The following is an 18,347-nucleotide window of genomic DNA, read 5'->3' on the forward strand; positions in this document are numbered from 1 at the left end:
GCTGGGCGGGCATGGCACGGGTGGATCTCATCTGATGCCAACAGACGTGTGGCGCCAGCGATCCCCGCTAGGGTTCACATCTCATTCACAGTTGCTCTCGGCGGGGGTCTTGTTCGTGTCGCGGATTGCTGCTCGTCGTGCTTCGGACCCTGCTCGGATCGGGCGCTTCCGGGTGGTCGGGGTGCTGGGCGCGGGTGGGATGGGCACCGTGTACGCCGCGGTCGGGGAGCGGGGGGAGCGGGTAGCGGTGAAGGCCGTGCACGCCGGGCAGGCTGCGGATGATCAGTTCCGGGCCCGATTCCGGCGCGAGGTGCAGGTTCTGCGGCGGGTGTCGGGTCCGTGTCTGGTGCCGCTGCTGGAGGCCGATCCCGAGGCGGACATCCCGTGGCTGGCGACGGCCTACGTACCTGGCTTGACGCTCGGAGAGCACACGTCGGTGCACGGGCCGCTGGCCGGGATCCAGCTGCACCTTTTCGCCGCGGGGACGGCCGGGGCGCTCGCGGCCGTGCACGCCGCGGGGGTGGTCCACCGCGATCTGAAGCCCGCGAATGTGATCCTGGCCCCGGACGGGCCGCGGGTGCTGGACTTCGGTATCGCCCACGTCGCCGACGGCACCGCGGTCACCCGTACCGGCCTGCTCACCGGGACCCCGGGCTGGCTGAGCCCCGAGTATTACCGTGTGAGAGCGTCGGTGCGAGGTGCGTTCGACGGCAAGCTCCTACAGGCGCGGCCGGCGGGGGCTTCCGGGCGGGTGTGCTGCAGCTCCGGCGTCGGCACCGCTGCCCCCGGGTTCTCCTTCCTGCGTCCTCGCATCGAGTGCTCCGCAAATTCGGTCGGGGCCCTTGGCGACCAACGGTCATAGCCTTCGCCCCTGCAAAATCGAACGCCCCTGGAGGTGTCTGAGGCGATGCCTGCCCCCGCCGAGGGGCGCACGGGCTTCTCGTCCGCGGGCTGTTCATGGTCGCGGAAGCTGCGACCTGTTCCGTCTGATGGACGCTGCCGACCGACATCGTCCGCCCCCTGCAGGCCCGCGAGGTGCGTGTGGACCGCGAGACGCTCGCCCTCGGGTACGCGGGCGTGTACTCCGGTTTCCTCCGGCACGCCGTTGCCGCGGCGCGCCGTCACGGCCTGGACACCCGGGCGATCTTGTCGAAGCCGGCTGGCGCAGGATAGAAGGCGGCCAGGCGGGCATGATCACGGACATTGCGCTCGACCTCGCGCCGGCCGGTTGCGTCGACTGACGCGAGTGATCGGTGCGGTGGCTGTGGCGGCTCGGCGGCCGGTGCCACCGCTGTCCACGTCAGAGGACGGACGGCGATATCAGCGGCTCGTGTCGGCGTCCCCTTCGGGCGCGCCGGATCCTGGGCCGGTCTTCCGAGTGACGGCTGCGGCTCTATCCGGCGCCGACGGTCTTCAGCAGCAGATGGAGGTCGTGGGCGGCTTCGGCGGTGGCGAGCATCGCGGAGGCCAGGATGACGGCGGTCGCGGCGGTGAGCGCCGGGTGGCGTCCGAGGGGCGGTGCGAGGAGCGCGGCGACGCGGCGGGGTACCGGACCAGCGTTGGCGAGCGGGCCGCGGCGGCCGAGGATGCCGAGGGCGGCGCCTGTGGCACGGGAGAGGGTCGGCGCGCGGTGGGCGGCGAGGGCGGCCTTGCCGACGGTTCGGGCGACGCGCTTCCGGTCGCCGGTCATGCTGGCGGCGTTCTCGTCGGCCCAGCGTTCGATGGTGTAGGTGACGGCGGAGGCGAGCGGGCGCAGGAGCGGGTTGGCGGCGGCGCCGAACTGGGCGAGGGCGACGAACGCGTAGTGGTGGGCGGTGAGATGGGCCCGCTCGTGGGCGAGCAGGATGTCGTGCTCGGTCTCGTCCAGGGTGTGCAGCATGCCGGTGGAGACGACCACGCGGCCGGGGAGTCCCGGCAGTGCGTAGGCGTCGGGGGCGTCGTCGTGGACGACGACCGTGCCGTCGCGTGTGGGCATGCAGGCGGCGTCCAGGGTGGCGGCCGCCAGGGTGCGGGCCCGCTGCCAGAGCATGCGGGCGGCGGCGAGCAGGGCGCCGCCGAGCAGCAGGCCGGCGATGAGCGCGACGGAGAGCTGGGCGGGGTCGTGGTGCTGCGCGGAGGGGGCGGACCAGTGGCCGAGGCCGGCGAGTTGGGGGATGCGGATCAGGCCGGTGACGGCCAGCAGGCCGAGGGCGATCGTGCTTGCTGTGCCCAGGATCAGGGACGAGGCGGTGAGCAGCCAGGTCGCCAGGCGGGGTTCGCAGCGCTCTGTCAGAGGGCGGGCGCCGAGCGGGGCGACGAGGGAGAGCAGCAGCGGCAGGTAGACGGCGATGTGCATCGGGTCGGGCCCTTCTACCGCTCGGTGTCCTGCTCGGGGTCGAGCAGCTGACGCAGTAGGTCGGCGTCCGTGTCGGACAGGGTGTCGGCGAAGCGGGCGAGGACGGCCTCGCGGTCGGGGCGTTCCTCCAGCACGGTGTGCATGCGGCGGGCGGCGAGGCCGGCGTCGTCGGCGGCGGGGGCGTAGGCGTAGGCCCGGCCGCGCGGGGTGCGGGTGAGCAAGCCCTTGGTGTACATGCGGGTGAGGATCGTGACGACGCTGGAGTAGGTCAGTTCGTCGCCGAGGCGTTCGGTCACCTCGCCGGGGGTCAGCGCGGCATGGGCCTGCTGGAGGTGATGGAGTATCTCCGCCTCGCGGACGCCGTTGGCCCGCTTGTGGCTCCGACCCGAAGTGGTGTCGCCCATGAGGTCTGTCGTTCTCCCGCTCGTCTTTCGCAGTCCTGCTGACGTTTACGCGCGTGTAAAAGGTCGCTCGTGTCCTGAGTCTGCCATGCGCCGGCCTTCGGAGGCAGTCCCTCACGGTCGGCGTGCGTCCCCGGGACTGCTCACCTGCACGGTTGCGCTGCTCCGTGTCGGGCCTCTGCATTCGCATAGCTTTTACACGCGTGTAAAAGCACCCTCTCTGCGGACACGCCCTACTGAAGCCCGCAGCTCTCCCCTCGATGCTCGACGAGGAGTCCCCGTGACCGAACTGTCCTATCTCCAGGCCGTCGTCATTGGCGCCCTGCAAGGCGTGACCGAGCTCTTCCCGGTCTCCAGCCTCGGCCATTCCGTTCTGCTGCCCGCCTGGATCGGCGGCTCCTGGCGCCATCTGGTGACAGAGAACGCCACCGGCGACTCCGAAGGCTCGCCCTACCTGGCTTTCATCGTCGCCCTGCACGTGGCGACCGCGGCGGCCCTGCTGGTCTTCTACCGCAAGGACTGGGTCCGCATCATCCGGGCCTTCATCACCACGGTCCGCACCCGCAAGGTCGAGACCTCGACCGAACGCCTCGCCTGGCTGCTGATCGTGGCCACCATTCCGGTCGGCGTCACCGGTCTGGCTCTGGAGCACACCTTCCGCACCCTGTTCGCCAAGCCGCTGGCGGCCGCGGTGTTCCTCACCGTCAACGGCCTGATCCTGCTGGTCGGTGAACGGTTGCGGCGCGGCTCGGAGGCCCGGCAGGCCGCCGCCCGAACGGCAGTGGTGAGCTCCGGTCCCGGGGCTGCCCTGGATGCCGACATCGCCGCCGAGGCCGGGAGCCGGCAGCTGGACGCCCTCAGCTATCGCGAGGCGGGTGTCATCGGCCTGTTCCAGACCCTCGCCCTGCTGGCCGGCATCAGCCGGTCGGGCATCACCATGGTCGGCGGGCTGCTGCGCGGCCTGGACCACGAGGACGCCGCCAAGTTCTCCTTCCTGCTGGCCACCCCGGTGATCCTGGCTGCGGGTGTACTCAAGCTGCCGAGCCTGGCCGGTCCTGCGGCCGCGCACATCCACGGCCAGGTGGTCGTCGGCTTCTTCACCGCCGCGATCGCCGCGTACGGCGCCGTACGCTTCCTCTCCCGATACTTCACCACCCGCACGCTCACCCCCTTCGCCGTGTACTGCCTGCTGGCCGGCGTCGCGAGCATCGTCCATTTCGCCTGAAGTGCCCGAATGTAACGCCTGATACATTCCTTGATGTGTCGAACATAGAACCGGGCAGTCGCTGGCTCATTCTCGTGATCAAGCTGGCCGCCGAGCCGTCCCGGCACCGGGTGGCGGTCTGGCGGGAGCTGCGCAGGATAGGTGCGCTCTCGCTCGGCCAGGGCGTGTGGGCCGTTCCGGATGTACCCGTCTTCGCCGACGGCATCGCCCGGGCGATCGCGCTCACAGAGCAGGCCGGCGGACAGGCGGTGACCCTGAACGCGTCCGGACGCGGGCCCGAGGACGCTGCCCGCTTCCAGGCGCTGTTCACGGCCGCCAGGTCCGCGGACTGGGCGGAGTTCCTGGCAGACTGCGGCAAGTTCGAGGCGGAGCTGGCCAAGGAGATCCGCATCGCCAAGTTCACCCTCGCCGAGCTGGAGGAAGAGGAGCAGTCGCTGGAGCGGCTGCGGCGCTGGCACCGTGACCTGACGGCCCGCGATGTGTTCGGCGCCCCGGAGGCGGCCGAGGCGGGCCAGCGGCTCAAGGAGTGCACCGCTGCCTGCGAGGACTACGCCGAGCGCGTCTTCCGCGCGCTGCACCAGGCCCCCGAGGGGGAGCAGTGACGGCGCGGTCGGCGCCGGCCCGGCAGATGTGGCCGCTGTACGCGGCTGGGTTCACCACGGCCTTCGGCGCGCACGGCATCGCCGCCAACCTCGGCGGTCACGCGGAGGGTGCGGTCACCTCGCTGCTGGTGCTGGGTGGGCTGCTCGCCCTGTACGACGGCGCCGAGGTGCTCCTCAAGCCGCTCTTCGGCACCCTCGCGGACCGGGTCGGTGCCCGCCCCGTGCTGCTCGGAGGGCTTGCTGTCTTCGCGGCGGCGTCCGCGTTGTACGTCGTGGCGGACAGCCCGGGCTGGCTGTGGGCGGTCCGGCTGGGTCAGGGCGCGGCGGCTTCCGCGTTCTCGCCGTCTGCCTCCGCGCTGGTGGCCCGGCTCAACCCGGCAGCCAAGCACGGGCGTGCCTTCGGCAGTTACGGCTTCTACAAGTCCATCGGTTACACGCTCGGCCCGCTGCTCGGCGGGGTGCTGGTGTGGGCCGGTGGTCTGCGGCTGCTGTTTGTGGTGCTGGCGGTGTTGGGTGGGGCGGTGGCGGTGTGGGCCGCGGTCGCCGTCCCCGTCGTACCGCCCCTGCCCAAGGTCCGGCAGACGGTGCTGGACCTGGCACGTCGCCTGGCCGAGCCGGCCTTCCTCGCTCCGACGTGCGCGTTGGCCGCGGCGACCGCCGCCCTGTCGGTGGGCGTGGGCTTCCTGCCCGTCTCGGGCAGAGCCGCCGGGCTGGGCACGATCGCCACCGGGGCCGCCGTGTCGGTGCTGGCCGCCTGCGCGGCCGTCGTCCAGCCGAGGGCCGGACGGGCACTGGACGACGGGCGGCTCACGACGCGCGGCGGGCTGGCCATGGGGCTGCTGGTCACCGCCGGCGGCCTGGCCTGTGCGATGCTGCCGGGCCTCGCCGGGATCCTTGTCGGCGCCGCTCTGATCGGTGTCGGTACGGGGCTGATCACCCCGCTGGGTTTCGCCGCGCTGGCCGCGAGCACTCCTGCGGATCGTCTCGGGCAGACCATGGGCGCCGTCGAACTGGGCCGCGAACTCGGTGATGCGGGCGGGCCCCTATTGGTAGCCGTCGTCGCCTCGTTCGCCACGCTCACGTACGGATTCGGGGCGCTCGCGGCTCTGATCGGGATGGGCGCGGTGGTCGCGCTTGTGCGCCGTCGCGAGGTGTCGGCCGTACCCGAGCCCGGCACGGTGAAGTGAGGGTTTCCCGCGCTGGTCAGTCCTGGTGTCTGCGGCGCAGCAGATGCCGGAGCGCGAGTGCGGCGACGAGGGCGCCGAGAGCGATGAGTGCGTAGAGCTGGTAGCGGGTGATCTCGTCGTAGATGGCGGTGATGTGGGTGCCCGCCAGGTAGGCGAGGGTTGCCCACAGGCCGACCCACAGCGCGGCACCGAGGGCGTTGAAGACGAGGAAGCGGCGCCAGGGCATGCCGCTGGTGCCCGCCATGATGCCGTTGAGCTGGCGCAGTCCTTCGATGAAGCGGGCGACGGTGACGATCTCGCTGCCATGGCGGGTGAAGAACTCCTCGGCCGCCTGGAAGCGTTTCGGGGTCAGGAACACGTAGCGGCCCCAGCGGTGGACGAAGGCGCGTCCGCCGGTGTGGCCGATCAGGTAGCCGATGTTGTCCCCGATGACGGCGGCGGCGAACGCGATGGACGCCACGGCCACGATGTTCAGTTGTCCTGCCCCGGCGTAGATTCCGGCGGCGATCAGGATTGTCTCTCCCGGCGCGGGGACTCCGAAGTCCTCCACGAGGACCACAGCGCCGACCGCCCAGTAGCCGTAATGGCTGAGCAGCGGGGCCAGATGAGCCAGTGGGCCCGGGAGGGGCGGGGCCATGCCCTCACCGTACGCGGAGGCCGAACTTGTGCGCTGGTCAGCAGGGCAGGTCGAGGACGACGGAGGCCCCGTGCCCGGTGTTCTCGGCGTCGGCGGTGCCGCCGTGGGCGGTGGCCACCGCGTGGACGAAGGCGAGCCCGAGGCCGGATCCCTCGCTGGTGCGGCTGGCCTCGGCGCGGGCGAAGCGGTCGAACGCCCGGGGCAGGAACTCGGGAGGGAATCCGGTCCCCTCGTCCGTGACGCAGAGTCGCAGCCTGCTGTGGTGGACGGTGGCAGTGAGGTGGACGGCTCCCTGGCCGTGGCGAAGGGCGTTGTCGAGCAGGTTGCCGATCGCGGGCCGCAGCCACCGGGCGTCGACGTCGACGGTAGCGCGGGCGGCGTCGACGGTCACCGGACGCCCCGACCGCTCGGCGGTTCGCAGATGCGGGGCGACGGCGGCGTTGATGAGGTTGGCGAGTTCCACGGGGGCACGGGTGATGTGCTGGGTGCTGCCGAGTTCTTCCAGGTCCAGCAGGGCGTTGGAGAGGTCGATCAGGCGCTGGACCTCGGCGTCCACGGAGCGCAGGGTCTCGGTGAGTTCCCCGGCGGAGCGGGGACGGTGCAGGGCGAGGTCGACCTCGGCGCGCAACAGCGACAGGGGGGTGCGCAGCTCGTGGCTGGCGTCCGCGACGAACCGGCGCTCGCGTTCGGCGGACTCCGCTAGGCGGTCGAGCATGTGGTTGAGGGTGTGGCCGAGCCGGGTGATCTCGTCGTCGTGGTCGGCGGGCACGTCCAGGCGCAGGTTCTGGGCGCCGTCGGCGAGGGTCGCGGCGCCACTGCGGTACCGCTCGACGGGGCGCAGGGCGGCGCGGGCGGTGCGGTAGCCGACGTAGGAGGCGGCGATGAGAGTCAGGCCGGATGCGAGGGCCAGTTGGGCGAGGAGTTCGCGCAGCGCCTCGTCGCGGTGGCCGCGCCGGACGGCGGCGATCACGATCCGGGGATGTCCGTCCGCCGTGACGCGTTTCGCCTGGAGGCGCAGGGTGCCAGGGGTGATCGGCAGCAGGGAACCGACGTCGCGCCGTACCGTCGCGCCACGCGTGACGGCGCGGAGTTCGGCGGGGGTGAGCAGCGGCTGGTTGCGGAGCGAGTCGCTGGAGGTGAGGACGCGGCCGTGTGCGTCCAGGACCTGCTGGAGGCTGCCGCTGGGGCCTGGAGGGAGCCGGGTTCCGGCGCGTACCGCTTGGTCGAGGCTGTGCCGGTAGGTGGTGAGATCGTCGTTCAGCTGCTGGTCGAGGGCGGTCCTGACCCGCCAGTAGACCAGTCCGGCCGCCCCGGTCAGCACCAGGGACATGGTGATGGCGACGGCCAGCACGAGGCGCGTGACGACGGGCAGCCGCCTGAACCACGGCCGCAACCGGCCGGGCAGGGTCATGGGGTCGTCTCCAGACGGTAGCCGCGCCCGCGCAGGGTCGTGATCGTCGTACGGCCGAAGGCGCGGTCGACTTTGGCGCGCACCTTGGAGACGTGCACGTCGATGGCGTTGCTGCGCAGGTCAGTCTCGCCGTCCCAGACCTCGTTGAGGAGCTGGAGGCGGGTGACCAGGCACCCGGCGTTTTTCATCAGGACCCTGAGTACGTCGAACTCGCGGCGGGAGAGGTCGAGTTCGGTGTCTCCCCGCCAGGCGCGCTGCTGGTCGGGATCGAGGACGAGGTCGCCGACCTTCAGGCGCCCGGCGGTCTCCGGGCGGCGCCGGGATATCGCGCGCAGTCGGGCCAGAAGCTCCTCCATGGCGAACGGCTTGACCAGGTAGTCGTCGGCGCCGGCGTCCAGGCCGGCGACCCGCTCACTGATCGCGGCGCGGGCGGTGAGCAGGATGACGGGGATGTGGATGCCTTCCTCACGCAGTGTCCGGCACACCTGGACCCCGTCCATGCCCGGCAGCATGACGTCGAGGACCACGGCGTCCACGCGCGGGTCACGGGCGGCGGCGAGCCCGGACGGTCCGTCGTAGTGGCCCTCGGCGGTGTGCCCGGATTCGGTGAGGTAGCGGACGACCAGGTCCGTGAGGCGGGTCTCGTCGTCGACGACCAGATAGTGCATGCCCGTCAGGCTAGCCGCCCGCGCAGGTGTCCGGATTCCAGGCGTCGGGGAGGCTTCATGGTCTGTTCATGTGACTTCCCTACCGTCGTTCACGTCGCGGTGCTCCGCGGACCGCGACCGGTCCGCCGTTCCCACGCGCCGGGACGGAAGGGACAGACATGCACGCACTGGTGCTCGCCGCCAAGGGCATCACTAGCCACATAGCGCCCATGGAGCTGATGACCCGCGGCGGTCTCGACGTCATCGCGCTGCTGGTCCTGGTCGGCTGGCTCTACCGGCGCCGCCCCAGCGCCCCGGCGATGCCGCTGGTGCTGGCCGCGCTGAACATCGGCCTGTTCGCCGCGATGAGCACGATCAGCGCCGGGAAGTTTCCGGCCGGGGTCGGCTTCGGCCTCTTCGGCATCCTCTCCCTTGTCCGGCTGCGCAGTGCGGCGTTCACCCTACGCGACGTCGCCTACACCTTCGTGACCCTGGTCATAGCCCTGTGCACGGGGCTGCCGCACCGGCAGATGTGGCTGGTCGCCGTACTGGACGCCGTGGTGCTGCTGGCGGTGCTGCTGGTGGACGACCCGAAGTCCTACGAGCCCCCGACCCGCACGGTCAAGCTCACCCTCGACCGGATCTACCCGGAGCCCGCACTCATCGCCCACGACGTGGCGCTCCGCTTCGGCCAGGCGCCCCTGTCGGTGGTCGTGGACGAGGTCGACTACGTCCGCGAGACCACCCGGGTCTCCGCCCGCTACCCCGCCGTACCGGGGGAGCCCGCCACTGCCCAGGACGCCGAGCCCCGCGAGCAGGTGACCGCCGCATGAGCCTCGCCTTGGACCTCGGCCTCGACGCCCTGCGCGGCGCCACGCTCGCCGAGGTCGACGCGGCGGCCGCGCTCCAGCACCGCACCGACCGCAAGTACCTGCTCCCCCTCGACAGCGCCCGCGACCTCGTCGCCCGGCTCGCCGACAGTCACCGCGTCCTCGACCTGGCCGGCCGTCGTACGACGAGCTACCTCAGCACCTACTTCGACACCGAGCAGCTCGGCGCCTGGCGGGCCCACGTCCAGGGCCGCCGACGCCGCTGGAAGGTCCGCACCCGCCTGTACGCCGAGGACGGGCTGTGCCGGGTCGAGGTGAAGACCAAGGACGGCCGCGGCGCCACGGTCAAGCACGCCCTCAAGGTCCCGGCCGCCGCGTACGGCGAACTCGGCACGCAGGCAGCCGAGTTCGTGGACGAGGTGCTGGCCACGTCCGGCATCCCTGTCATGGCCAAGGAGCTGGCGCCCGCTGCGGAGGTCCGTTACGTTCGGGCGGCCCTCGCCGACCTGGGCCACGGAACCCGCGTCACCCTCGACGGCGCACTCACCTGCCACCACGGCGAGCGCACCGCCGCGCTGGACTCCGGCCAGGTGCTCATCGAGACCAAGGGCGGGGTCCGGCCGGCCCCGGCCGACCGGCTGCTGCTGAGCCTGGGTGGCAGGCCCGTGTCCCTCAGCAAGTACGTCATCGGCCAGTCCCTGCTCACCCCCGGCCTCCCCGACAACGACGTACGCCGCCTCGCCCGCACCCACTTCGCCACCGGGGCGAGCACGGTACCGCTCTACGAAAGGACCTCCGCCGCATGAACGTCCTGCGCGGCATCAAATGGCCGTACGCCCTGATCGCGCTGCTCGCCGTCGCGGCCGTCGCCGTCGGCGTGGTGCGACCGCAGCTGGTCTCGGCCGTCACCGGCGCGAAGAAGAAGCCCGGCGCGACGGCACTGATCAAACAGAACCCGCCGCCCACGCTCTTCACCGACGCCGAGATCGCCCCGATCGGCAAGCAGGCGGCGGCCCAGCGCACGAAGGCGGACGCTCTCTTCGCCCAGTGGAGGAAGGCGCACGGCACCACCCGCGATGACAAGGCGTTCGCCGCCTGGGCCGCACAGCAGGTGCCTGCCCCGCCGACGGTGAAGGAGCGCACCGCCGAACTCCGGCAGGATCAGCAGCTCGCGAAGGCCCGTACGATGGCGGGGAAGAAGGCCGCGACCTGGCTGGAGCTGTACGGCAAGAAGGACATCTGGAAGCTGTACCTGCACGACCAGCGCGAGCTGATCCCCGCCGCGCAAGGCACGGCGGAGAAGGCCGAGCTGAAGGCGGCCCTGAAGATGGCCAAGACGATCAGCGACCAGCTGGCCGCCAAGGACAAGCAGCCCGCCCCGTTCGTCCTGGACCCGACCCTCCGCCCCGACAAGCACATCAAGCCCGGCGCCAAGGGCCCGTACTCCTACCCCTCCCGGCACGCGGCCCGTTCCGCCGCGGCCGTCACCTTCCTCAGCGCCGTCTCCCCGCACCGCGCCGGGGAGTACGAGTGGATGCAGGACGAAGTCCTGTACTCCCGCCTCTACATGGCCGGCCACGTCACCAGCGACCTCACCGCCGGGACGCTGCTCGGCGACCTGATCGGCGACTACGAACTCACCATCAGCGGACACTGACATTCCTGAAGCCTCGGCGATCTGTCCGCTCCGCGACTCACGTGGGGCGGGCCCCCGACGATGCGGTCGATCGCGTCGGTGAGCGTGCCGCCGAGCGGCGCGTCCAGGGAGTCCTTGATGACGCCGACGAACAAGTCCGCCTTGGTGCCGAAGTGGTTGTAGACGGTCACCTTCGACACGCCCGCGGCAGCGACGCTGACCTCGAAGCCCTCCTTCAGAAGCAGCTCCCGCGCTGCTTCCACGATGGCCCTCCTTCCCATTCCAACAGGTCGGGATCGGGCTTGGCGCTGGTCAGGCCGGCCAGCTCGGCTGTTCGCATGGCACGGCTCAACGGGCTGCTGAACACAGCGACCAGCTGGCGGCGTGCCAGCCTCGGTGCCAGCGCCCTTGCCGCCGCCTCCCCCGCATCGGTCAGTCCCACGTCGGTCCGGCCGGCATGTTGGCCCGACAGGCTCCACTCGGTCTGGCCGTGCCTGATCACTATCAGGTCACCCATGGCTGCGCACGCTATCTGATCTTGTTGCACCCCAAGGCACATTGAGGAATTTGCATCGTGATTCGCGCATGTCACGGAACCTGACGTGACGTGTGTTTCGGGTGTTCGCGCAGGTCGCGGAGAGCGGGTCCGCCGACGCGCTGGCAAACTACTCGGCTCGCCAGGCGTCGTGCGGGCTTACGCCCGCTGGCTTGATGACCACAGGTGTTACTTCTCGTCCGTGCCGGGTTTCCCGCTGATGGACTCCTGATAGACATACGCGTAGGTGCGCGAGTCCTTGACCAGGTCGTCGCAGAAGGCGGCGACGTCGTTGCCAATGAGTTCCAGGACTCCCTTGCCGGCCGCGACGCCCTCCTCGAAGAAGTCGACGATCCCGGGGAGCAGGGGCCCGTCGGTCAGGTCGATCGGGCCGACCTTGAACAGGTACCTCTGCATCTCCTTGTAGACGATCTGATAGTCCGGCGGGAGCGCCTTGACCCGAGCCATGTGCGCCCGCCACTGCTTCTTGCCCTCGATGATGTCCTGGATGCCCACGTCAGCCTCCCAGCCGGCCCAATTTCCTTGCGACGTTCCTGTTCAACTGCTCGCGCCACCGGTCGCGATAGGTCCGGGCCCCCTCTCCGCCGGCCAGCGCCGTACAAAAGCCCGGGATGTCGTCGCCGAGTACCTCGTGGACGCTCTGTCCGTCCGCCGATGCTTCTTCGAGCAGCCCCAGGGCGGCGTCGAGGATCGGCATCAGGTTGCGGCCGGTGAAGCCCGCGTAGGGGAAGAGGTGGCCCTTGACCTGTTCCCACGCCGCCCGGTAGTCGTCCGGCAGGACCTCGGCCCGGGCTTCGAACGCCTTCCATTCCCTGGTGAGATCGCTGCCTGTGATGGTCTCCCAGAAGTTCATCTCCCGCCCTCCCTGAGCCTGTCGATGCGTGATGAGACGTACTGCCACTTCGCCCAGAACGTCGCGAGTTCCTCGCGCCCGGCGTCGTTGAGCGCGTAGAACTTGCGCGGCGGGCCCACCTCGGATGGTCGTTTCGTCACCTGGACGAGTCCGTTCCTCTCCAGTCGCAGCAGGATGGTGTACACCGTCCCCTCGATGACGTCGGCGAAGCCGAGCTCGTTCAGCCGGCGCGTGATGGCGTACCCGTAGGTCTCCTCCCTGCCGATGATTTCGAGTACGCAGCCCTCGAGCGTGCCCTTCAGCATCTCCGTCAGGTCGTCCATCGCGGCTCCTGTTCGGTCCTCCCCGGTACTCCGTATTACCGAGTACCGCTATACGGTACCACCGAGTAGTGGCTAAGCCCAGCGAACGGCGAGTACTGACCCGATGGACCCGGACCACCAACACCCTCAAACCACCCGGCCGCGCCATCAACGAGAACACCCACCTGCGAGATCGACGAACCTCAACACCCGGCGATCAGCCCCTAATCGCTTGCCCCCCTACTTCCTTGCACTGGTCCCAGATATCGATGAGTGGGCTTGTCAGACGCCGGGCTCGTCGTGTCACTGCTCGCGCCGCTAGTCACCAACCCCGCCGACTTCTTCGCCGATCAACTTGTCCCACCGATGACGGCCCGGGTCATTGGCTCGGACGGCATCGGGCTCCTGCCGGTACTGACACACTGCGGCTCTGATCGGGATGGGCGCGGTGGTCGGGGTCGTCCACCGCCGGGCGGTGCGTAGCCGAGCGAGAGACGAAGAGATGAACGGTCTCTCGCACTACCAGTGGATGCAGGACGAGGTCCTCTACTCCCCCCCGACATGGCCGGATACGTCACCAGCGACCTGACCGCAGGCACCCTGCTCGGTCTCATCGGCGACTACGATCTCGCCGTCAGCGGACACTGATATCCCTGAAGCCTTGGCGATCTGCCCGCCCGTACCTCACGTGGGGTGGGCAGACGACTGTGGGGAACTGCGCCTGCCTGGCGCCTGCGTAGGCGCCGCCGCCTGGATGCGCGGGGAGATGGACCACAGGAACCCCGACACTCTGGCTTTGGGCATGCTGTGTGAGGCATTCGGCATGCGCGTCCCGACCGCGGCGCTGCCGTACCTCAACTCAGCCCAGGCCGCTCACCCGGCCTGTCAACAGGTGATCGGCCGGGCAGGCGGAGCACCTTCGCGCGTCGAGGCGGCCCGTTGCTTACACTTCCGTCATCGGGTTGTCTGAGCTCCCCGTGTTGCAGGCGGGCCGTCAGCGATCCGCCTGGTTGACGAAGTAACTCACGACGATGACCAGTCCTAGGATCCCCACGCCGAAGATACCGAGGATCGTCCAGATCCCCTTCCCGTCCATCGCGGAGCGCACCCCACCGGCGAGGCCACCGACAGACATACACATGCCCAGGACAAGCGTCCGGGAACTCCGGGGCCTCAACCAGTGGCGCAGGTCCGGGCGTCGGCGCCCGGGCGGGGGCGGGCCGGCGGAGTGTGTCATTGGTACCTCACCTTTCCCGGTTCCCCCGGGGCCTCGACATGAGTGTCGCCCGGCTTCTTGGGTGCTTCGGGCGTGTAGTAGAAGTCGACTCCGGTCGCGATCACAGCGACCGGGGCGCCGAATATCTTCTCTCCGAACTTGCCGATCGTGTTGATGAACGTGGGGCGGTGGTGTTTGCCGCGCACATCGCTCAGGAGCGCTTCGAGAGGTGCTTGCTGGCCTCGCCGCCCGCCGCAGAGGGGGTGCCGCCGATCAGGCCCTGAATCGCACCGTTGATGTCTCCGTGCAGAAGCGCCTCGCCACCGTCCATCCAGGAGCGGTAGCTGAGGAACTCGGCAACGGGCTTGATGGTGCCGCTGCCCCATTTCGCGGGCGGCGTGTACTCCTCCGAATCCGTCTTGTTCTGCAGCTCCATACGGGCATCGGTTTTCGCGTCCTTGAGGGAGCCGTAGTACGTGCTGCCGAACTCGTGCCTGTTCTTGGTGAGTTGCCGCAGGCCCCAAGAACAGGTCGAGTCGGCTTCCGCAGCCCGGCCGAGGATGGCGTCGATGCGGCGCTGCAGGGCATCGAGGTCGCTCTGCGTCACCACGATCTCTGGATCCCCGTGCGACATGCGAGGGGGCTGTGGGCTGCGCGTCAGCGAGCCGTCGGCGTGGATCGTGATGCCCTCAGGCGGATTCTCACAGAGATTCTTCAGGTCGTCCCTGGCCGCCTTGATCTTGTCGTGCGCGGAACTCAGCAGGTTCCATTCAGTGCCCTGGGCCAGGCTGCGCATGTCCCCGGCTTCTTTGGCGACTTTCTTCAGCAGGGTCGCCGTGGCGGCCCAGTCGTCGGCCGCCGACTGCAGCGACGAGAGATTGACGTGGAGAAGTTCTTCGAAGGTCGGCACCGGCCCCCCTGTCAGTCACGGCGTCGCCGCCGTTACCCTCTGGAGGGTTCCCCGGTCCACTTCGGAGTCCCTCCATCCCGCACACACTGGCCAGCCGTCACATAACGGGGCCTTCCGCCTTCGGTACGTGGGGCACCTCGTCATCCGAGGTGGTGGGTGGCACGTCCAGGTACTCGGAGATCTTGGAGGCGCTGACCTGCGCGGCAATGAGATCGTCTCCCGCCGGGAGGACTTCACCGAGTAGTCGAGATGGTTGGAGATCTGAGCGCAGGCGTCGAGCAGTACCTGCAACTGTGCTTGCCAACCCTCATCAGCGTCGGCCAGCGCGGCGCCCATGTCGAACCCGTCGTTCCCCAGGCTCTTCGCGGCGGCCTCGGTGTGCGACTTGGCGTGACTGCCCGCACTCGACAGGTGCTGGTGCAGCAGGAAGGCGCTGTGCCCGATCTTCCCCATGTCGTCGTACTTGACGACCAGGTCCGCCCGACTGGGCGATGGCCCACCGGGATCCACCCCGTCCAGCCGCATCTGAGCCTTCGCCTTCAGCTCCGCCCACTCTTGATCGAACGACCTGCTTTCACGCCCCCGTCACCTCGTCGATCAAATGAAACTACCGCCTTGAGACGCACCAGCGACGGCTGGCAGCGATAAGAGCACGTTAGAGAACTACTGTCGCCCGGTCTGGCGATGACCTGGGGGTTCGCCGAATGCACCATGACCTCCACGTCATGCGGAGGGCGAAAGCCAAGTGGGAGTCAATGCCAGGTCGAGAACTGAGTTCGCCGCCCGCTCCCGATCGTCCGTCGGCGTCCTGGACAGGCTTCTGCGCGCCCGTGACTTCCTGCCGGTCGCGTGGCTCACTGGTCGGCGGAGATGTGTCAAGCATCGGGAGGCGGGCAGTGGGACCGAGTGCGTGGCACTGGGTGGGGTGAGGTCAGGACAGGCCCGACGCCCGGAGGACCGCCCGCAGCGACTCGTCGTCGATACGGTGGCCCAGCCGTTCCAGAACGTCGGCTCCCTGACGCAAGGTGCCGTGTTCCATGGAGCGGCGGACGCCTGTGTCGAGTTCGTGCCAGAGCAGGGGGTTGGCGGTGAGGACGCGGGGGTCGAGTTCCAGTCGGTTGCCGTGGACGTCTCGCAGGACCAGGTGCGAGGAGACGCCGTCGTATTGCCGTACGGCGATCAGCGCGTCCGTGCGGACCATGCGCCGGCGCCAGGGTGTGCGGACCGCCAGCCAGCCGGGGCCCGCGCTCACCCGCTGGGGAAGCAGGACGGCGCACACCGCGGCCGAGAGGGTGACCCAGAGCAGGGCCCGCAGGGGCGTCAGGCTTCCCGCGTCCCAGTCGACCAGAAGGCTCAGGGCGCAGAACAGCAGGGCGCAGCTCGCCGCGAGCCGGGCGCTGCCACGCCAGTGGCGGTCGCCGGCCGATCCTGGCGGTCCGCTCCGTCGCATGACGCCGACGCTAGGCGCCCGCACCCGGTGCGGCGACCGCTGCTTACGGGCTCCTAACGCGTACGGGCGAATCTTGACGGGATCCTGACGCGGTCGCGGAGCCGGTCCTCAGCCGGTGTGCACGCGCGGGCGGCGAACGCGGCTCGGTTCCGCCTCGCGCAGTACCTCGCGGGTGACGGGGGCGACCTCGCCTTGGCCGAAGAGGAAGAACCGCAGGAAGTTGGCGAAGGGGTTGCCTTCGGTCCACTCGAAGTAGATGTGCGGGGTGCAGCCCGTCATGTCCCGGACGTGGAGGAGGAGGGCTGCGAGGGCGTTGGGGATGGACGAGGACTCCACTGTCAGGACGCGGTAGCGGTTGTGGAGGACCTCGCCGCGCACCGTCAAGCCGGCCTCGAACTCGGAGGGGTCGGTGACCGTGACCTCGACGAAGACGAAGTCCTCCTGCTCGGGCATCTCGTTGTCGGCCCGTATCTGCTCGATCTTGTCGCGGTACTGAGCCTTGTCCCGCGGTCCCGGCTCGTTGGCGATGAACCGGATCTTCCTGCTGGCGATGTCGCGGATGAATCGTTCCGCCATGTCGTCCAGCTCGACGTGGGTGACGCGTAGCTCAAAGGCACGGGCCAGCCGGGAGGCCAGGGAGACCAGGATGATGCCGACGATGAAGCAGGCACCGATCTTCACACCGTCCGGGCGCTCGACGACGTTCGCGACGGTCACATAGAGCAGGACGGCCGAGACGACCGCGAAACCGATGGTCCAGCCGCGCTGGGCGGCCCTGCGCGCGGCGATGGTCACCGCGATGGCCGCGGAGGACATCAGGACCAGCACACCCGTGGCGTAGGCGCCGCCCTGGGCGTCGACGTTGGCGTCGAAGATCCAGGTGACCAGGAAGGCGACGAGGGTGAAGACGATGACCATCGGGCGTACGGCGCGGGCCCAGTGCGGGGCCATGCCATAGCGGGGAAGGTAGCGCGGCATGAGGTTGAGCAGGCCGGCCATCGCGGAGGCGCCGGCGAACCACAGGATGGCGATCGTCGAGACGTCGTAGACCGTGCCGAAGGCATTGCCCAGGTACTCGTGGGCGAGATAGGCGAGGGCGCGGCCGTTGGCCTGGCCGCCCGTCTTGAACTCGTTCGCCGGGATCAGCACCGTCGTGATGAAGCTGGTGGTGATCAGGAACACGCTCATGATCAGCGCCGCGGTCGTGAGCAGCTTCTTGGTGTCCCGGATCCGGCCCTTTGGCCTCTCCTCGGTGTCGTCCGGGTCGCCCTGGACGTGCGGCATCACGGCGACGCCGGTCTCGAAGCCGGACAGTCCGAGGGCGAGTTTGGGGAAGACCAGCAGGGACACGCCGATCATGGCGAAGATGTTGCCGTGCTCGGTGGTCAGGGCGCTGGTCCAGTCGGTGACCACATGCCCGGCGGTCAGCACGTGCCAGAAGCCCACGACCACGACCACGACGTTAAGACCGAGATAGACCACCACCAGTGCGACCGCGACACCGATCGCCTCCAGGAAGCCCTTGAGGAACACCGCGCCCAGCAGCGCCACCAGCAGCAGCGTGATCACCATCTGCTGTCCGTGCAGCACGTTCGTCAGGTGCGGGTTCTCGATGAGGTGCGTGGAGGCGTCGGCGGCCGACAGCGTGATGGTGATCAGGAAGTCCGTCGCCGCGAAGCCCAGCAGCGTCAGGACGAACAGCTTGCCCTTCCAGAACGACAGCAGCCGCTCCAGCATCGCGATGGAGCCCTCGCCGTGCGGGCTCTCCTCGGCCACCCGCCGGTAGACCGGCAGGGCGCCGGCGAGGGTGACGACGACGAGGACGAGGGTGGCGACCGGGGAGAGCAGACCGGCTGCCAGGGCGGCGATGCCCGGCTGGTAGCCGAGGGTCGAGAAGTAGTCGACGCCGGTCAGGCACATCACCCGGTACCAGCTCTGGCCCTTGTGCGGGGGTTCCGGCTCGGCGTGCGGGCCCGTGTGGCCGCCGTGCTTGCCCATGTCGGACAGGCCCTCCAGCATCCATGTCCGCAGGCGGCTGGTACTGGGAGGGTGTTCGGTCGTGGCCATCGGCGTGCTCTCCTGATGTGCGGCTCAGCGTGGGGTTCCGGCCATCACACGGACGGCGGCACCAGCGTAAGCAAGGAGTGAC

General features: G+C 69.6%; 20 protein-coding genes and 2 pseudogenes. 9 read left to right on the plus strand and 13 right to left on the minus strand.

Features of this window, described 5'->3' with window-relative positions:
- Nucleotides 1-91 precede the first annotated feature (91 nt).
- Both ACZ7HQ_RS09195 and ACZ7HQ_RS09200 read left to right on the plus strand, forming a co-directional pair.
- Nucleotides 92-862 (plus strand): serine/threonine-protein kinase, encoded by a 771-nt coding sequence (locus tag ACZ7HQ_RS09195; protein ID WP_470986676.1) that lies wholly within the window; start codon nucleotides 92-94, stop codon nucleotides 860-862.
- A gap of 109 nt (nucleotides 863-971) precedes the next feature.
- Nucleotides 972-1,241 (plus strand): annotated as a pseudogene (locus tag ACZ7HQ_RS09200) (4-hydroxy-2-oxovalerate aldolase); the annotation flags it as partial.
- A 152-nt stretch (nucleotides 1,242-1,393) separates the two neighbouring features.
- Here the strand turns inward: ACZ7HQ_RS09200 and ACZ7HQ_RS09205 are convergent.
- Nucleotides 1,394-2,335: a M56 family metallopeptidase gene (locus ACZ7HQ_RS09205; protein ID WP_470986678.1), complete on the minus strand. Its 942-nt coding sequence runs from the start codon at nucleotides 2,333-2,335 to the stop codon at nucleotides 1,394-1,396.
- A 14-nt stretch (nucleotides 2,336-2,349) separates the two neighbouring features.
- Nucleotides 2,350-2,739, minus strand: a complete 390-nt coding sequence (locus tag ACZ7HQ_RS09210; protein ID WP_470986680.1) for a BlaI/MecI/CopY family transcriptional regulator — start codon at nucleotides 2,737-2,739, stop codon at nucleotides 2,350-2,352.
- Nucleotides 2,740-3,016: 277 nt separating this feature from the next.
- On the opposite strand from ACZ7HQ_RS09210, the gene ACZ7HQ_RS09215 reads away from it, so the two are divergent.
- The 3 genes from ACZ7HQ_RS09215 to ACZ7HQ_RS09225 are packed head-to-tail and all read left to right on the plus strand — an operon-like array spanning nucleotide 3,017 to nucleotide 5,750.
- Entirely contained in the window at nucleotides 3,017-3,961 is a 945-nt protein-coding gene (locus ACZ7HQ_RS09215) for an undecaprenyl-diphosphate phosphatase (RefSeq protein ID WP_470986682.1), read from the plus strand.
- A 35-nt stretch (nucleotides 3,962-3,996) separates the two neighbouring features.
- Nucleotides 3,997-4,563 (plus strand): Chromate resistance protein ChrB, encoded by a 567-nt coding sequence (locus ACZ7HQ_RS09220; RefSeq protein ID WP_470986684.1) that lies wholly within the window; start codon nucleotides 3,997-3,999, stop codon nucleotides 4,561-4,563.
- 26 nt (nucleotides 4,564-4,589) lie between these two features.
- Nucleotides 4,590-5,750 (plus strand): MFS transporter, encoded by a 1,161-nt coding sequence (locus tag ACZ7HQ_RS09225; protein WP_470987133.1) that lies wholly within the window; start codon nucleotides 4,590-4,592, stop codon nucleotides 5,748-5,750.
- A gap of 16 nt (nucleotides 5,751-5,766) precedes the next feature.
- On the opposite strand, the gene ACZ7HQ_RS09230 is transcribed toward ACZ7HQ_RS09225, so the two are convergent.
- Genes ACZ7HQ_RS09230 through ACZ7HQ_RS09240 form a run of 3 tightly spaced genes read right to left on the minus strand, consistent with a single transcriptional unit; the run spans nucleotide 5,767 to nucleotide 8,466 of the window.
- Nucleotides 5,767-6,387 (minus strand): DedA family protein, encoded by a 621-nt coding sequence (locus ACZ7HQ_RS09230; RefSeq protein WP_470986686.1) that lies wholly within the window; start codon nucleotides 6,385-6,387, stop codon nucleotides 5,767-5,769.
- A gap of 37 nt (nucleotides 6,388-6,424) precedes the next feature.
- Nucleotides 6,425-7,798, minus strand: coding sequence for a sensor histidine kinase (locus tag ACZ7HQ_RS09235; RefSeq protein WP_470986688.1), 1,374 nt, complete (start codon nucleotides 7,796-7,798; stop codon nucleotides 6,425-6,427).
- A complete protein-coding gene (locus ACZ7HQ_RS09240; RefSeq protein WP_470986690.1) occupies nucleotides 7,795-8,466 on the minus strand; it encodes a response regulator transcription factor in 672 nt (223 codons plus the stop codon). Before ACZ7HQ_RS09240 ends, ACZ7HQ_RS09235 begins: the two co-directional genes overlap by 4 nt.
- A gap of 158 nt (nucleotides 8,467-8,624) precedes the next feature.
- Here ACZ7HQ_RS09240 and ACZ7HQ_RS09245 point away from each other — a divergent pair, with 158 nt between their 5' ends.
- Genes ACZ7HQ_RS09245 through ACZ7HQ_RS09255 form a run of 3 tightly spaced genes read left to right on the plus strand, consistent with a single transcriptional unit; the run spans nucleotide 8,625 to nucleotide 10,932 of the window.
- Nucleotides 8,625-9,278, plus strand: coding sequence for a DUF4956 domain-containing protein (locus ACZ7HQ_RS09245; RefSeq protein WP_470986692.1), 654 nt, complete (start codon nucleotides 8,625-8,627; stop codon nucleotides 9,276-9,278).
- Nucleotides 9,275-10,081 carry a polyphosphate polymerase domain-containing protein gene (locus ACZ7HQ_RS09250; protein WP_470986694.1) on the plus strand — a complete coding sequence of 269 codons (807 nt, stop codon included), beginning with the start codon at nucleotides 9,275-9,277 and terminating at the stop codon, nucleotides 10,079-10,081. Before ACZ7HQ_RS09245 ends, ACZ7HQ_RS09250 begins: the two co-directional genes overlap by 4 nt.
- Nucleotides 10,078-10,932, plus strand: coding sequence for a phosphatase PAP2 family protein (locus ACZ7HQ_RS09255; RefSeq protein WP_470986696.1), 855 nt, complete (start codon nucleotides 10,078-10,080; stop codon nucleotides 10,930-10,932). The genes ACZ7HQ_RS09250 and ACZ7HQ_RS09255 overlap by 4 nt, the downstream gene beginning before the upstream one ends.
- Here the strand turns inward: ACZ7HQ_RS09255 and ACZ7HQ_RS09260 are convergent.
- From ACZ7HQ_RS09260 to ACZ7HQ_RS09280, 5 genes are all read right to left on the minus strand, one after another.
- Nucleotides 10,905-11,174, minus strand: coding sequence for a TetR/AcrR family transcriptional regulator (locus tag ACZ7HQ_RS09260; RefSeq protein ID WP_470986698.1), 270 nt, complete (start codon nucleotides 11,172-11,174; stop codon nucleotides 10,905-10,907). The two genes, ACZ7HQ_RS09255 and ACZ7HQ_RS09260, sit on opposite strands and share 28 nt — an antisense overlap.
- Complete coding sequence (locus ACZ7HQ_RS09265) at nucleotides 11,147-11,428, minus strand: histidine phosphatase family protein (protein WP_470986700.1); 282 nt, start codon at nucleotides 11,426-11,428, stop codon at nucleotides 11,147-11,149. The genes ACZ7HQ_RS09260 and ACZ7HQ_RS09265 overlap by 28 nt, the downstream gene beginning before the upstream one ends.
- Nucleotides 11,429-11,635: 207 nt before the next feature.
- Nucleotides 11,636-11,962, minus strand: coding sequence for a DUF1048 domain-containing protein (locus tag ACZ7HQ_RS09270; protein WP_470986702.1), 327 nt, complete (start codon nucleotides 11,960-11,962; stop codon nucleotides 11,636-11,638).
- Between the two features lies 1 nt (nucleotide 11,963).
- Nucleotides 11,964-12,320: a DUF1048 domain-containing protein gene (locus ACZ7HQ_RS09275; RefSeq protein ID WP_470986704.1), complete on the minus strand. Its 357-nt coding sequence runs from the start codon at nucleotides 12,318-12,320 to the stop codon at nucleotides 11,964-11,966.
- Nucleotides 12,317-12,643, minus strand: a complete 327-nt coding sequence (locus ACZ7HQ_RS09280) for a PadR family transcriptional regulator (protein ID WP_450798604.1) — start codon at nucleotides 12,641-12,643, stop codon at nucleotides 12,317-12,319. The genes ACZ7HQ_RS09275 and ACZ7HQ_RS09280 overlap by 4 nt, the downstream gene beginning before the upstream one ends.
- 763 nt (nucleotides 12,644-13,406) lie before the next feature.
- Here ACZ7HQ_RS09280 and ACZ7HQ_RS09285 point away from each other — a divergent pair.
- Nucleotides 13,407-13,526 (plus strand): annotated as a pseudogene (locus ACZ7HQ_RS09285) (flavoprotein); the annotation flags it as partial.
- Nucleotides 13,527-14,049: 523 nt separating this feature from the next.
- Here the strand turns inward: ACZ7HQ_RS09285 and ACZ7HQ_RS09290 are convergent.
- The 3 genes from ACZ7HQ_RS09290 to ACZ7HQ_RS09300 all read right to left on the minus strand — a co-directional run bounded on the left by ACZ7HQ_RS09290 (nucleotide 14,050) and on the right by ACZ7HQ_RS09300 (nucleotide 18,265).
- Nucleotides 14,050-14,748: a hypothetical protein gene (locus ACZ7HQ_RS09290; RefSeq protein ID WP_470986706.1), complete on the minus strand. Its 699-nt coding sequence runs from the start codon at nucleotides 14,746-14,748 to the stop codon at nucleotides 14,050-14,052.
- 931 nt (nucleotides 14,749-15,679) lie between these two features.
- The gene (locus ACZ7HQ_RS09295) at nucleotides 15,680-16,198 is read right to left on the minus strand and encodes a hypothetical protein (RefSeq protein ID WP_470986708.1); all 519 of its coding nucleotides are present in this window, start codon (nucleotides 16,196-16,198) and stop codon (nucleotides 15,680-15,682) included.
- Between the two features lie 108 nt (nucleotides 16,199-16,306).
- Nucleotides 16,307-18,265, minus strand: coding sequence for an APC family permease (locus ACZ7HQ_RS09300; RefSeq protein ID WP_470986710.1), 1,959 nt, complete (start codon nucleotides 18,263-18,265; stop codon nucleotides 16,307-16,309).
- Nucleotides 18,266-18,347: the final 82 nt, after the last annotated feature.

The sequence above is a fragment of the Streptomyces sp. NPDC037290 genome, from assembly GCF_055603245.1.